The organism is Blastomonas sp. RAC04, assembly GCF_001713435.1.
Lineage (GTDB): Bacteria > Pseudomonadota > Alphaproteobacteria > Sphingomonadales > Sphingomonadaceae > Blastomonas > Blastomonas fulva.
The window spans coordinates 326,437-340,297 of the sequence record NZ_CP016460.1 but is presented as its reverse complement, the minus strand read 5'-3'; the positions used below and the strand labels follow the sequence as shown (position 1 = coordinate 340,297).

Genomic DNA, 13,861 nt, shown 5'->3' with positions numbered 1-13,861 from the left:
CAGGTTTACCGCTCTGTCGGCGGGTGCCCTGCCCTTGACCTGCAGCCTATAACAATGCGCGCCGAGGTGCAAATTGCGCCCGGTCAGAACAGGCTGGACTGGCGCGGTTCGGTGGCCTGCGGTTTCGGACGAGCCGCAGCCGGCGGTGTGCGCGGCGGTGGCGACACCGGTCCATCGGCGGGCACGACATCGAGCACCCCGTCACGAAAATGCAGCGCCAGGCTGGGCTCGCGCTGGGCTGATGCGCGATCGAGCAGCGTGCGGCCATCGGCAGCCGTCACCCGGGCATAGCCGCGCTGCAGCGGCGCGTCGGGGTCAAGCTGCGCCAGAACCCGCTCGAGCCCGGCCAGTCGCTCGCCAGCCCGCGTGGCGATCCGCTCGAGCATCGCCGGATCGAGCTTCAGCCGCGAAAGCCGCTCGCGCGCCAGGCCAGCACGCGCATCGAGCACCGCTGGCCGCAATGCGCCCGAAGCGCGCGCGAGCGTACCGCGCGCATCGGCGAGCCGCAGGCCCAAGGCCGCGCGCAGCCGCTCGCCCAGATCGTCGGCGCGCTGCTGTTGCGGGCTGAGCAGGTCCTGCAGTTTCGGCAGCCGCTGCGCGCGCGCCTCGAGCCGCTCGCGCGCCAGCCCCTGGGTACGGTTGATCGCCCGCGTGGCGCGAAGGCCGAGCTCGCCCAGACCCGCCAGCAGATCGGCGCGCACCGGCACCGCCATTTCGGCTGCAGCCGTCGGGGTTGGCGCGCGGCGGTCGGCGGCGAAATCGGCGAGCGTGGTGTCCGTCTCGTGCCCAACGGCTGAGATCACCGGGATCGGGCTTTCGGCTATCGCGCGGACGACGGGTTCCTCGTTGAAGGCCCACAGGTCTTCGATCGAGCCGCCACCGCGCGCAACGATCAGCAGGTCAGGCCGCCTGTCCTCGGGCATCGCGCTGAAGCCGCGCACAGCCGCTGCGACCTGCGCAGCAGCGCCCTCGCCCTGCACCAGCACCGGCCACACCAGCACATGGCTGGGGAAGCGGTCCGCCAACCGGTGGAGAATGTCGCGGATCACCGAGCCGGTCGGCGACGTCACCACCCCGATGGCGCGCGGCAGAAACGGCAGCGCGCGCTTGCGTGCGGGATCGAACAGCCCCTCGCCCGCCAGCCGCGCCTTGAGCTTTTCGAACAGCTGCATCAGCGCGCCCTCGCCCGCGAGTTCGAGCGATTCGATGGTGATCTGGTACTTCGAACGTCCGGGAAAGGTCGTCAGCTTGCCGGTGGCGATGACGTCGAGCCCATCTTCTGGCGCGAAATTCAGCCGCTGCGCCGTACCCTTCCAGATGATCCCGTCGATCAGCGCCTTGTCGTCCTTGAGCGCCAGATAGCAATGCCCTGACGCCGCGCGCTTGAATCCCGAAATTTCACCGCGAATCCGGACATGGCCAAAGCGGTCCTCCACCGTGCGCTTGAGCAGGTTCGAGATTTCCGACACCGACAGTGGCGGAGCGTTGTCGCCCGGCGCCATCTGGGCTAACAGCCCGCCGGAACGCGAGTTGGCATCATCTGAAAAGGGGTCGGGCATGAATATCCTGTTGGTGGGGAGCGGTGGCCGCGAGCATGCCCTGTGCTGGAAACTGGCGCAATCCCCGCAGGTGGAAAGCATCTTCGCCGCGCCCGGAAATCCGGGGATAGCCGAGCATGCACAATGCGTTGGCCTCGCGGTGTCCGATCATCCGGCGGTTGTCGCGTTCTGTGCGGAACATCGCATCGGGCTGGTCGTAATCGGGCCTGAAGCGCCTCTCGTCGACGGCCTTGCCGACAGCCTGCGCGCTGCCGACGTGCCCGTGTTCGGGCCCTCCGCGAAGGCCGCGCAGCTCGAAGGCTCCAAGGGCTTCACCAAAGCCCTGTGCGACCGCGCGGGCATCCCCACCGCGCGCTATGTCCGCGCCAGCCATGCCGCAGAGGCCCGCGCGGCGCTGGCCGATTTCGACCTGCCTGTCGTGATCAAGGCCGATGGGCTGGCGGCGGGCAAAGGCGTGATTATCGCCGAAACCGCTGAAGAGGCCGACGACGCCATCGGCCATATGTTCGCCGGTGCCTTTGGCGATGCCGGGGCCGAAGTGGTGATCGAGGAATTCATGGTGGGTGAAGAAGCGAGCTTCTTTGCGATCACCGATGGCAGCGCGATTGTCGCCTTCGGATCGGCGCAGGACCACAAGCGCGTGGGCGAAGGCGATACCGGGCCGAACACCGGCGGCATGGGCGCCTACAGCCCTGCCCCGGTGCTGACAGCGGCGCTGGAGGCCGAGGTGATGGAACGCATCATCGCGCCGACCGTGGCAACACTCGCCGCCGAGGGGATGCCCTATTCGGGCGTGCTGTTCGCCGGACTGATGCTGACCAGCGAAGGCCCCAAGCTGATCGAGTATAACTGCCGTTTTGGCGATCCCGAATGTCAGGTGCTGATGACCCGGCTGCAGAGCGATCTGGCCGGGCTGCTGCTGGCGACCGCGAAGGGCGAGCTGGCCAGCTGCCTCCCTCCCCGGCTGTCGGATAACTATGCGCTGACCGTGGTGATGGCCGCCAAGGGCTATCCCGGCACGCCCGAAAAGGGCGGCGCGATCACGCTGGGCGATGTCGGCGGTGCGAAGGTCTTCCACGCAGGCACAGCGCTCAAGGACGGTGCGCTTGTCGCCAATGGTGGCCGCGTGCTCAACGTCGTCGGCACTGGCAGCAACGTCACCGAAGCACAGGCCGCCGCCTATGCTGCGGTCGACGCCGTCACCTTCCCCACCGGCTTCTGCCGCCGCGACATCGGCTGGCGCGAAGTGGCCCGCGAGCGGGGTTAATCGCAAACGCGACATTTCACCGAAATCAATCTTTCTGATCTCTCATACTTGCATTCCTTCTATGCAAGTGCGAGCAGAGATAGCATTGATTTTAGACGGGCTGCATAGTGAAACTATATCAATTCATGGGCAGGAGGTCAGCAGCTTTTGCTTTCGTCGGTATGCTGATATGCAACCTGATTGCGATGTTCACTAATTTTGGACAAAAGCACTTTTTTGAATTTTTGATGCTGACCTTGCTTTTGTTTTTGTTGTTTTTTGCGATTATGCTGACGTTCCAGTGTGAAATCTGCAAAAAAGTAATCGCAATCAATATCTTGGGCAAGATTCTGGACGAGGGAAAGCTTGGCTTTCAGAGCAAGCATTCTTTTTATGATCTGACCTGCCCCGATTGCCAAGACCATTGAAAATCAACCCAACGCCGCCAGCACCGCGTCGCCAATCGCCACCGTCCCCATCGTCCCGCCGAGATCCGCACCCAGCGCGCCAGCATTGAGCGCGCTCGCCACCGCCGCCTCGATCCGCACGGCTTCAGCCTCAAGCCCGAAGCTGTGGCGCAGCATCATCGCGGCGGAGAGGATCATCGCGACCGGATTCGCCAACCCCTTACCCGCGATGTCGGGCGCGCTGCCGTGGATCGGCTCGTACGCACCCTTGGTCCCGAACGCCGTCTGCTCTGCGCCCAGCGACGCAGAGGCAAGAAGGCCGATCGAGCCGACGCACATGCTCGCCTGGTCGGACAGGATATCGCCGAACAGGTTGCCGGTAACGATAGTGTCGAACTTGCCTGGCGCGCGAACGAGCTGCATCGCGGCGTTGTCGACATACATATGCTCGAGCGTGACATCGGGATATTCCGCCGCGACCTCAATCATCACGTCGCGCCATAGCTGCGAGGTTTCCAGCACATTGGCCTTGTCCACCGAACACAGCCGCCCTGAGCGACCTTGCGCAGTCCGGAACGCGACATGCGCGATGCGGCGCACCTCGCTCTCGCTGTACGACATGATGTCATAGCCTTCGCGCTGGCCATCGGCGGTGGTGCGCATGCCCTTCTCGCCGAAATAGACATCGCCGTTGAGCTCGCGCACGATCATCAGATCGATCGCGCCGGCGACCTCGGGGCGAAGCGAGCTGTGCGCCTCCAGCCCCGGAAACACCTTGGCCGGGCGCAGGTTGGCGAACAGGCTCAGCTCCTTGCGCATCCCCAGCACCGCCTGTTCGGGGCGCAGATGGCGTTCGAGGCCATCGCAAGCAGGATCGCCCACCGCGCCGAACAGCAGGGCATCGCATGCGTGCATTAGCGCCAGCGTCTCGGGGGGCAGCGGATGACCGTGGACACGCCACGCGGCTGCGCCGACCAGTCCATCGTGCAATTCCATTCCCGGCAGATCGAGCGCGCGCAGCACGCGGACGGCCTCGGCCATGATTTCGGGTCCGATGCCGTCGCCGGGTAGAATTGCAATTTTCATGTGCTGCCCCTGTCAGTTGTCGCCGCGCGCATAGCCGCCGCCTGCACAGTCAGGCAACCATCCTTTTGAGCCGATCGATCATCATGCCGCGCGCCGCCAGCGGATCGGCGCGGCGTTCGGCAAAGAACTGGCGCTCGATGAAATGCCCGGTGAGCGCAAACCCCTGCAGCAATTGACCCCAATCGGGCTCGGCATCGCTGGTCATAAAGGGAGGCAAAAGCAGCAGCTTTTCGGCATAGACTCCGGCGGCGTGCAGCGACACCGCGCGCCCGGTGCGCGGGCTGACATAGGCCAGATCCTCGCGTTCGCCAGTCACCGCGCAGCGCTCCAGATCCATCCCGAAGCCGAGTTCGGCGAGCAGCAGCGCCTCATACTGCACCATCGCCCGCGCCCACCACCTCGCCGAGGGAGCCACGCAAACCAGTTCGAGCAGCGCCGCCAGCGCGGCGTACAATCGAGGAAAAGGCTGATCATCGGGCGCGACCGTAGCGGTGAGCAACGTCACCCATTCGAACGCAGCCGCCGCCAAGGGTTCCGCGTAATAAGGCGCGCGGCTGGTGGCGAGTTCAACCGTCAGGCTGGCGAGCTGATCCGGCGAGCGGCTGCGCAGCTCCGCCGTCACGAGGTTCGCGGGCATCAGCACCGGTCGCATCGCAGTCGATCGCCCGCCCTGCACATAGCCCGCCTGCAAGCCATGCTCGGGCGTAAACAGCCGCGCCACCGCGCCATGCTCGCCATGCTTGCGCACCGTGCAGACGATCGCGGGGGTGCGGATGACGGGCAAGCTCAGCTAACCCCGAAAATAGTCATAGACCAGCTGCGCCATCGCCTTCGACACGCCGGGGGCCATCTGCAGGTCCTGCAAGGAAGCGCTGCGCACAGCTTTTGCCGTGCCGAAGTGCATCAGCAATGCGCGTTTGCGCGCCGGGCCGATGCCGGGGACCTCGTCGAGCGGGCTGCTGGTCATCGCCTTCTTGCGCTTGCCGCGGTGCGCGCCGATCGCGAAGCGGTGCGCCTCGTCGCGCAGCCGCTGGAGGTAGAACAGCACCGGACTGTTGGTCGGCAGCGTGAACTCCTTGCCATCGGGCATGAAGAAGGTCTCGCGCCCGGCATTGCGATCCGGGCCCTTGGCGACGCCGACCAACGCGACATCCTCGATCCCCAGCACCGCCAGCGCTTCCATCGCAGCCTTGAGCTGGCCCTTGCCGCCATCGACCAGAACCAGATCGGGCCAGTCGCCGCCGCTGCGATCGGGGTCTTCGCTCTGCGCGCGCGCAAACCGCCGCTCGAACACCTCGCGCATCATCGCATAGTCATCGCCCGGCACGGTGTCGGCGCGCTTGATGTTGAACTTGCGATACGCCGCCTTGCGGAAGCCTTCGGGCCCCGCGACGACCATCGCGCCCAGCGCATTGGTGCCCTGGATATGGCTGTTGTCGTACACCTCGATCCGGTCGGGCGGACCATCGAGCCCGAACAGGTCGGCCATCTCGGCGAGGTACTTGGCCTGGCTCGCGCTCTCGGCGACGCGGCGCTGGAGTTCCTCGAGCGCGTTGCGCTGCGCCTGTTCGATCAGCCTTTTGCGCTCGCCGCGCTGCGGGACCAGCAGCTCGAGCTTGTGCGCCATGTTGGCCGACAGCGCCTCGACCACCAGATCGCATTCGAACGGCGTGCGGTCGGTGAGGATCAACCGCGGCGGCGGCATGTCCTGATAGAACTGCATCAGGAAGCTGGTGAGGATCTCGGCCTCATCAAGCTCCTGCACATGCGCGGGAAAGAAGCTGCGATGGCCCCAGTTCTGCCCGGCACGGATGAAGAACGCCTGGATGCAGACGGTACCGCCCTGGCTCGCCATCGCGAACACATCGGCGTCGGCGATGCCGTTCGCGTTCACCGCTTGGCTGCCCTGAATGAAGGTCAGCGCCTTCAATCGGTCGCGATATGCTGCGGCGCTCTCGAAATCGAGCGCCTGCGCCGCCGCTTCCATCCGCGCGCCCAATTTGGCCTGGACGTCGGTCGACTTGCCGGTGAGGAACGCACGCGCATCGCCCACCAAGGCCGCATATTCCTCCTTGCTGATCCGGTCTACGCACGGCGCCGAGCAGCGCTTGATCTGGTACAGCAGGCACGGCCGCGAGCGGTTGGCGAAAAAGCTGTCCGAGCACGAGCGCAGCAGGAACAGTTTCTGCAGCGAGTTCAATGTGCTCGTCACCGATCCGGCGCTGGCGAAGGGGCCGAAATACTGGCCCTTGTACTTCTGCGCGCCGCGGTACTTCGACATCCGCGGGAAGTCGTGATCCTCGCGCAGCAGGATATAGGGGAAGCTCTTGTCGTCGCGCAGCAGCACATTGTACGCCGGGCGATAGCGCTTGATCAGCTGCGCCTCGAGCAGCAGCGCCTCGGCCTCGCTGTTGGTCGTAACGATCATCATCGAACGGGTCAGCGATACCATCCGCTGCAGGCGGCGCGGCAATTTGTCGACCTGAGTGTAGTTGGTCACCCGATTCTTGAGTGCGCGTGCCTTGCCGACATAGAGTACGTCGCCCCTCGCATCGATCATCCGGTACACGCCAGGCCGCGTCGGCAGCGATTTCAGCTGGCTGCGGATCGCGGCGATTCCGGTGTCAAGATCGGGCGTATCGGCCCCGCGCACGCTATAGGTCGCCGCCTCCTCGAGGAAGCGGTCGGGCGCGCGCGGATTGGTGTCATTGGGATGAGCGGGACGGCCTGCCATGGTGCGCGTGATGTGGCGTCAGGACGGCGGCAGGTCAATGGGCTAGCGGACTTGCAGCAATTCCCTCTCCCTCGAAGGGGAGAGGGGCAACAGAATCAATTCAGCCGCATGCCGAGCTGGGCGACGGTGCTGTCGACCAGCGACTTGTCCGCATCGGCGTTGTGGTTTTCGGCGATCAGCGTCGCGGCGGCACCTGCTGCAGCGGTGGCGACCTTGTTGCGGATCTCGGCGATGGCAGCGCGTTCGGCGGCGGCGATCTTGTCTGTCGCCATCTTCTGACGGCGGACGATCAGGTTTTCCGCATCGGTGCGCGCCTTGGCGCGGATGGCTTCGGCTTCCGCCTCGGCGCGCGCGTTCATGTCGGCGGCTTCCTGCGTTGCCGCAGCCAGCTTGGCCTCATATTCGGCGCGCAGCTTTTCGGCATCCGCACGCAGCGCCTGGGCTTCGTCGAGCTCGGCCTTGATGCTGGCGATCTTGCGATCGAGCGAAGCGCCGATCGTCGCCGGCACCTTCTTGTAGAGGATGATGCCGATCAGGATCAGCATTGCCGCCGAGACGAAGAAGGTGGCGTTGAGCAGGTGGACGCCGCCGATCGAGGGATCAGCATGTTCGCCCGCTTCGGACGCGAGGATGATGAGATCAAGCATCTGCCAGAGCTCCCTTGACCGCGCGGTTGACCTGCGGCTTGGTGATCTTTGCCGGGGTCAGCCGGGCGACGATATCCTGTGCGGCTTCGACCGCCACAGCTTCGATCTCCGACAGGGCAGATGCCTGCTGGGCAGCAATCGCGGCTTCGGCGTCGGCCAGATGGGCGGCGATGCCGACATCGGCCTCGCGAACCTTGGCTTCGGCTTCGCGGATGCCCTTGGCCTTGGCTTCGGCGGTGACCGCCATAGCCGCGTCGCGGGCACGAGCATGGGCTTGACGATAATCTTCCTCGATTTCGTCAGCGCGGGCATGCGCGGCCTTGGCAGCCGCGATGTCGCCGGCGATCTTGCCCTTGCGCAGATCGACGGTGCCCTGGATCTTCGGCAGCATCGAACGCCCGATAACGAAATAAATCAGTCCGAACGTGATCACCAGCCAGAAGAACTGGGACCCGTAGGTGGACATGATCTGGTCAATCTGGGGCATATCAAAGCTATCCGTGGATCAGAATCTTGAAGGTGCGAACCGGGACCGGCGGCAGGCCGGCCCCGGAAACGCGAATAATCAGGCGACGAAGATCAGGATCATCGCCACGACGAACGCCAGCAGGCCGAGAAGTTCGGCAGCGGCGAAGCCGATGAAGAGGCGGCCCTGCTGGCCATCGGCAGCTGCCGGGTTGCGCAGTGCGCTTTCCAGGAACGAACCGAACACGTTACCCACGCCGATGGCGGCCATGCCGGCACCGATTGCAGCCAGGCCAGCACCGACCAGTTTTGCAGCTTCTGCGTCCATTGTAATACTCCTTAAGAAACTCGATTGGATGGAAAGATTGAGAGCGAAAAGAATAGCTTAGTGAAGGTTCACTGCGTCGTTGATGTACAGCGAGGTGAGCAGCGCGAACACATAGGCCTGCACGACGGCGACAAGGATCTCGAGCGCGCTGATGCCGACCATCAGCGTCAGGCTGGGCAGCCCGACCATCAGGCCATAGCCGAGCCCGGCATTGGTCGAGTTGATCACGAAACCGGCCAGCACCTTGAGCAGGATGTGTCCTGCGGTCATCGCGACGAACAGTCGCAGACCTAGGCTGAACGGGCGGACCAGGAAGGACAGCAGCTCGACCAGGAAGATGAACGGTATCATCGGCAGCGGCGTGCCGTGCGGCACGAACAGCGAGAAGAAGTGGAACCCGTGGCGCGTGAAGCCGACGATCAGCACGATCGAGAAGCTGACGATGGCAAGTATGCCGGTGATCGTCAGATGGCTGGTCACGGTGAACGGATGGCCGCCGATCACACCGATGGGCAGCAGGCCCAGGATGTTGGCGAACAGGATGAACATGAACAGCGAGAAGACATAAGGCGCGTATTTGCGGCCCTCGGCGCCAATATTGGCGACCAGCATGTCGTCGATGAAGCCGGTGAAGCTTTCGACCATCAGCTGCCAGCGACCCGGCACCAGCTCTCGCTTCATGCCACCCTGCATGAACACCCACAGCGCCACCAGCGTCAACAGCATCCACAAGGCGCTGTTGGTGAAGGCGATGGTCTGCCCAGCAATGTCGAAACCACCCGAGAAAATGGGCGCGATTTCGAACTGGTGCATTGGGTCGATTTTGCCTGACTCGGCTGCCACAACCTTACCTCTTCGTATCAATCTTCAGGCTTATCCTTCGGGGACTGCTGATTTTTCAGCCCCGCCGAATATGCGTTGGAAACCCGGATGATGTTCCTGAAGGCCACGAAAATCCCCAGAGCGAGGAACGTGATCAGGAGCCAGGGCGATGTGCCCAGCCAGCGATCAAACAGCCAGCCGAACAGCAAACCACCTGCAATACCCCCAAGCAGATCGGCGAGCACGCGGTTGCCCAGCCGATAATTCGCATCGACTGCGCCCCCTTTGCCGCTCACATCGGCCTGCTCCCGCTGCGTTATATCGCGCAGCCGATCACCGATGTGATCGATCCGCGCGTCGCCGCCAGAAGGGTCTTGCCCGGGTTCGTTCTCCGCCATTCGCCATACTCCTTGTTATTGGGCCAAAGGCTACAACAACCGAAAAGTCACGCAAAAAGCGGCGAGCTGACCCGCCAAGGCGCGGCCCGTTTAGAAAGGGCTGGTTCCCAAGTCAATGGCCATGCTGCGCTGCGCCATCGCGCATGAAAAAGCCCGGAATTCACGGGGAATTCCGGGCCGAAACATTTGCCGGGCGGCAATCTGCCTCACGGACAGCGCGCGTCGCGCACCGGCGGGCTGGAATCGCGAGTCTTCCAGCTGCCATCGGGCGCCTGGTATTTCTCGCCCGGCTTGGTGCGCGAAATCGTGTTGCAGCCGGCGGTAAAGGCGAACTGCTCGACAGTCGATCCTTCGGCCGACGCGCGGTCGGTATAGACCTGCTTGCGCTTGAGGTTGATGTCGCTGACCATGCGCTGCAGCTGGCCGTCGCCGCCGCTGACTATGCCCAGATAGCCATCGGGCTTTTCGCCGATCGACCCGTTCTCGCGCGCCGCCTCATAGGCCGGGTCACGCTGCGCCATAGCGGGCATGGCCAACCCCAGCGCCACAAAAGCCACCAGGCCGGTTTTCAATATTGCCCTGTTCATCAGAAAATCTCCGCATTCTCGTCGATTACCGCCTTGGCCTTGCCATCGAGCCGGTAGACGACCTCTTGTTTGATGTTGATGTTGAGGTTGATGACGATCGGCTTGTCAGGCGCCGATACCGTCACACAGCCCCCGAGCGCCGTCGCCGTGATTGCAAGTGTGGCCGCCAATGCCACCATTCCAACCGCCCGATTTCTCATCATCGCCATCCTGTGTGTCCCCTTCATGGACGATCCTCGCTTTCTGGGGGCTGAATGCCCGGTTTATCTGGTGGTGTCGCGCCGGGCAGCACGGCGCCCGGATTGTTGACCTGGCCGGGCAGCAACCCCAGCAGCGCCGGGTCGGTGACATATTGCGTATCATACAGCGATCGCGCCGACGTGATCAGCTGCAGGAACGGCGCACTGATCGTCACGTTGAACTGCAGCGGAAGCCTTTCAACCTGCCGCGTCAGGAAATTGCGCGACGCCCCCTCGCCCTGGCTGAGGCCATCAAAGCGGATGCGGGTGACCACCTCGCCCGCCAGATCTCCGTCCATCTCCACGATCAGATACTTGTAACGCAGCGATCGCAGGGCGTTGAAGGCGAAGTTTGCCATCGTGCCGAGGTCTTCATACGTGAGCTCACCGACATAGGCGAGCGTACCTCCATCCTCTATCACCTCCAGCCTGCCACCGCGGACATGGCCGCCATCCTTGTCGAACACGATCGGGATGACGCCGGCAAAATGCCCGGTGGCGTTGATGTTCTCGAAATCGAACCCGGCGAGGAACTGCGCGGCATCGACCCGGTCGACTCGGAACACCAAAGTCCGCGGCTGCTCGCTCACCAGATCGATCACGCCGGGATCAAGCAGGAGGCGTCCCCCTGCAAACGGCCATTCGCCGCCTTCCACCTGCATCCGGAAATCGGGCAGCAGCCGGTAGCGAATCGTCCCGTTCGAGACCGCAAAGCCCGGATTGACCTCAGCGAGCCGCACCACCTGCCCCGGCCCGGTCTGCATCCCAAGCAGATCGCTGAACACGATATCCCCCGACAGCCCGCGCACGGGGCCGAAGGCGGCGGCGAAATCGAGCGAATCGGTGCGGAAGCGTCCGGTGCTGGAGGTAACGCCATTGGCGGACCAGTCGATGCGCCCCGTCCCTGCAAGCGTCCCGCGGGTGTTGGCGATGATGCCGAGCACGATGTTGCTGACCATCTCGGGCTGCAGATCGTCATCGAACGTCAGCCGGTCGACAAACAGGTCGGCATGGCCGGTGACCGAGGCCAGATCATGCGCGATGGCCACGCGCAATACGTCGCGCGCGGTCTGCGGCTCGTCGAGCGTTCCGGTGACCGCAATCCGGCCATCGGCGAGCGTCAGCTGCATGTCGGTGCTGACCAAGGGCTGGAAGCGCGCAGGCACCTGCCGGTCGCGCAGCAGCCATTCGTCGCCCGACACGCCGAGCACCGAATCGACAAAGCTCCAGCTGCCGCTGCCGCGCGTGAGCAGCAACGGCACCGCGCCGATCGTCGCCTCGGCATCGGCATAGCGTCCGCCCAGCGCCCCGCCCAGATCGACGCTGAGATCGGCCGCCTTGATGTGCGTGCCCGATTCGAGGTTGCCGATCAGCAGATCGACATCGGACAGCCTCGCCGAGCCTGGAAAGTCGACCGCCATTGCTCCGACCGCAAGCTGCATCGGAGACGATCCCAACCGCGCCTGCAGCCGCGTTGCCCCGCCCAGCCGTGCGGCCAGCTGCAGGCCGTGACGTCCCTGCCGCACCATCGGCTGGCCGCGCAGCGGGCACATTGTGATGGCCTGGCGGTCCGCGGTCAGATTGGCGAGTTGCAGGCGGTCGAAGCGCAGCGTCTGGCAGCCATCGTAAAGCGCCAGCCCGCTTGCCTCGCTCCATCGACCCTGCAACGGCAGCGCCAGCGCGCGCACCGATCCGCCGGGAATCGGGCCGGACAGCAATGTCCGTCCGCCGAAGGTCGCCAGCCCGCGGCCGTTCCACAGCGCAGAAAGCTCGGGCAGCGCCAGCGAGGCACCTCCGGCAGAATATCGCTCCATGCTGACCCTGAGCGCGTACGCCCCCTGCCCGCGCGGGGTGATGCGCAGCTGCGCGCGCGGCAGCCCCTCGCCGCCGGTGGAGATGTTGCCAGCGACCTGTAGCCCATCACCGTCCTGCTGCAGGGTGAGGCTGTTGCCGCCGACCAGCCGGTCGCCGCGCGCGCTGGTCAGCGACAGGCGCGGGATTGTCAGCGCGAGCGATTCGCCGCCGCCGCGCGCCTGCAGGTCGAGCGCCAGATCGGATCCGGGGAGCGCCCGCCGCGCTGCCTGCGCCATCCGCGCAACCAATGGCCCGACCGGCAGATTGGCGCTCGCGGCTACGGCGTCGTCGAGTCCGGCGAGCCTTGCGCGATCGACCGTCAGCGCGCTGCCCTCGGCCCGTCCCTCGAACGACCAGCCCGGTGAGGCTCCGCCCAGCCGCAGAACGGCAATGCCCTTCGCGGCCATGTCGGCAAAGCCGATCCCCGAAGCGGCAGGTTTGGCCAGCGCAAGGTCAACATCGGCATCGACCTGCTGCGCGGTGGCGGCGAAATCGATCTTGCCGCGCAGGTTAGAGGCAGCAAATCCGGCGGCCCGGATCGCGCCCGCTTGCGGTCCCAGCGACCCGCTGACCCGGTCGAGAGCGACATTGGCACTTGCGCGCACGGCAACCGCCGATCGCGCGATCATCAGCCCGCCCGCCTGACACGCCAGCGCATCGAACCGCAGCGGGCCTTGGAATGCGGGCCGCTGCCCGGAGATGCTGACCGTGCCGTAAAGGCTGGGCTGGTCGAGCGTGCACCCGCGATAGGCAAGCTGCTTGCCCACCGCCGCCAGAGTGCCCTTGAACCCGCCGCGCAGATTGCCGCTGCCATCCGCCTTGATGCCCAGCGCGCCATACGGGCTGTCGATCTTGACGCGGGCATCACGCAGCGTCAGGTCCAGCCGCGGCAGACTGAAAGGCTCGGTGCTGTCGGTATAGAGGAAGCGGTCGAGGCTGCCGAAGCTGAGGCGCTCGTTCTCCCATCGCCCGAAGGCGCGCAGGCCCTCGACCACGGCGCTGTCGACCGTCAGGCCGAACAGTCCGCCGCCGATATCGACCGTCAGCCGCTCGATCGTCGCATCGGGGCGCCTTGGATCGCCGAGCACCAGATTGCGCACAACCTGCCGCCCGACGCCGATCGATTCGATCTCGTAGGTCGCCGGCACGCCCTGCCGTTCCAGTTCGGCACCGATAAGATTGCGCGCGATGTCCTCGCGCTGGGTCCAGGCGATCAGGCCGACCAGCCCGAGCAACGCGATGCCGTACAGCGCGATCTTCAACGGCCATGCCGTGCGCTGCCACGCCCGCACCTTGCGCGCGGGCGGGATCGCTTCGGCTTCGGTGTCGGCGTCGCTCATCCTGACCTGAATGCGCTGCAACGCGCGTGGTTGCAACGCCGACCACGAAAAGCCGCGGCGGCAGAGGCGTCGGGGACAAAGCGTTTGCCCGGCAGCATGCTAAAGATTAACCTCAAACCATGCCCTCCTCTTCGCCCGTGCTGCCTTTG

Annotated in this window: 14 protein-coding genes; 1 reads left to right on the top strand and 13 read right to left on the bottom strand. The window is 64.9% G+C overall.

Annotation, left to right across the window (positions count from 1 at the left end; all coding sequences use genetic code 11):
* Positions 1-83: 83 nt before the first annotated feature.
* A complete protein-coding gene (gene xseA / locus BSY18_RS02590; protein WP_069049552.1) occupies positions 84-1,559 on the bottom strand; it encodes an exodeoxyribonuclease VII large subunit in 1,476 nt (491 codons plus the stop codon).
* Here xseA and purD point away from each other — a divergent pair.
* Complete coding sequence (gene purD, locus BSY18_RS02585; RefSeq protein WP_069049551.1) at positions 1,558-2,826, top strand: phosphoribosylamine--glycine ligase; 1,269 nt, start codon at positions 1,558-1,560, stop codon at positions 2,824-2,826. The two genes, xseA and purD, sit on opposite strands and share 2 nt — an antisense overlap.
* A 137-nt stretch (positions 2,827-2,963) precedes the next feature.
* Here purD and BSY18_RS20890 read toward each other — a convergent pair whose 3' ends face one another.
* From BSY18_RS20890 to BSY18_RS02525, 12 genes are all read right to left on the bottom strand, one after another.
* Positions 2,964-3,230, bottom strand: a complete 267-nt coding sequence (locus tag BSY18_RS20890; protein ID WP_150126189.1) for a hypothetical protein — start codon at positions 3,228-3,230, stop codon at positions 2,964-2,966.
* Between the two features lie 6 nt (positions 3,231-3,236).
* Positions 3,237-4,298, bottom strand: coding sequence for a 3-isopropylmalate dehydrogenase (leuB, locus tag BSY18_RS02575; protein WP_069049549.1), 1,062 nt, complete (start codon positions 4,296-4,298; stop codon positions 3,237-3,239).
* Between the two features lie 49 nt (positions 4,299-4,347).
* Positions 4,348-5,082, bottom strand: a complete 735-nt coding sequence (gene recO / locus BSY18_RS02570; RefSeq protein WP_069049548.1) for a DNA repair protein RecO — start codon at positions 5,080-5,082, stop codon at positions 4,348-4,350.
* 6 nt (positions 5,083-5,088) lie between these two features.
* Entirely contained in the window at positions 5,089-7,032 is a 1,944-nt protein-coding gene (uvrC, locus tag BSY18_RS02565; RefSeq protein WP_069049547.1) for an excinuclease ABC subunit UvrC, read from the bottom strand.
* A gap of 95 nt (positions 7,033-7,127) precedes the next feature.
* Positions 7,128-7,679, bottom strand: coding sequence for a F0F1 ATP synthase subunit B family protein (locus BSY18_RS02560; RefSeq protein WP_054134427.1), 552 nt, complete (start codon positions 7,677-7,679; stop codon positions 7,128-7,130).
* Positions 7,672-8,166 carry a F0F1 ATP synthase subunit B family protein gene (locus BSY18_RS02555; protein ID WP_054134428.1) on the bottom strand — a complete coding sequence of 165 codons (495 nt, stop codon included), beginning with the start codon at positions 8,164-8,166 and terminating at the stop codon, positions 7,672-7,674. Before BSY18_RS02555 ends, BSY18_RS02560 begins: the two co-directional genes overlap by 8 nt.
* Before the next feature lie 78 nt (positions 8,167-8,244).
* On the bottom strand, positions 8,245-8,472 hold the full coding sequence (locus BSY18_RS02550; protein ID WP_023839593.1) for a F0F1 ATP synthase subunit C: 228 nt from the start codon (positions 8,470-8,472) through the stop codon (positions 8,245-8,247).
* 57 nt (positions 8,473-8,529) lie between these two features.
* A complete protein-coding gene (locus BSY18_RS02545) occupies positions 8,530-9,315 on the bottom strand; it encodes a F0F1 ATP synthase subunit A (protein ID WP_054134429.1) in 786 nt (261 codons plus the stop codon).
* 17 nt (positions 9,316-9,332) lie between these two features.
* Positions 9,333-9,692 (bottom strand): AtpZ/AtpI family protein, encoded by a 360-nt coding sequence (locus BSY18_RS02540; RefSeq protein WP_069049545.1) that lies wholly within the window; start codon positions 9,690-9,692, stop codon positions 9,333-9,335.
* A 206-nt stretch (positions 9,693-9,898) separates the two neighbouring features.
* Positions 9,899-10,279, bottom strand: a complete 381-nt coding sequence (locus tag BSY18_RS02535) for a YdbL family protein (protein WP_054134431.1) — start codon at positions 10,277-10,279, stop codon at positions 9,899-9,901.
* Positions 10,279-10,488, bottom strand: a complete 210-nt coding sequence (locus BSY18_RS02530) for a YnbE family lipoprotein (protein WP_369814828.1) — start codon at positions 10,486-10,488, stop codon at positions 10,279-10,281. The genes BSY18_RS02535 and BSY18_RS02530 overlap by 1 nt, the downstream gene beginning before the upstream one ends.
* 14 nt (positions 10,489-10,502) lie before the next feature.
* Complete coding sequence (locus BSY18_RS02525; protein ID WP_069049544.1) at positions 10,503-13,712, bottom strand: intermembrane phospholipid transport protein YdbH family protein; 3,210 nt, start codon at positions 13,710-13,712, stop codon at positions 10,503-10,505.
* Between the last annotated feature and the right edge of the window lie 149 nt (positions 13,713-13,861).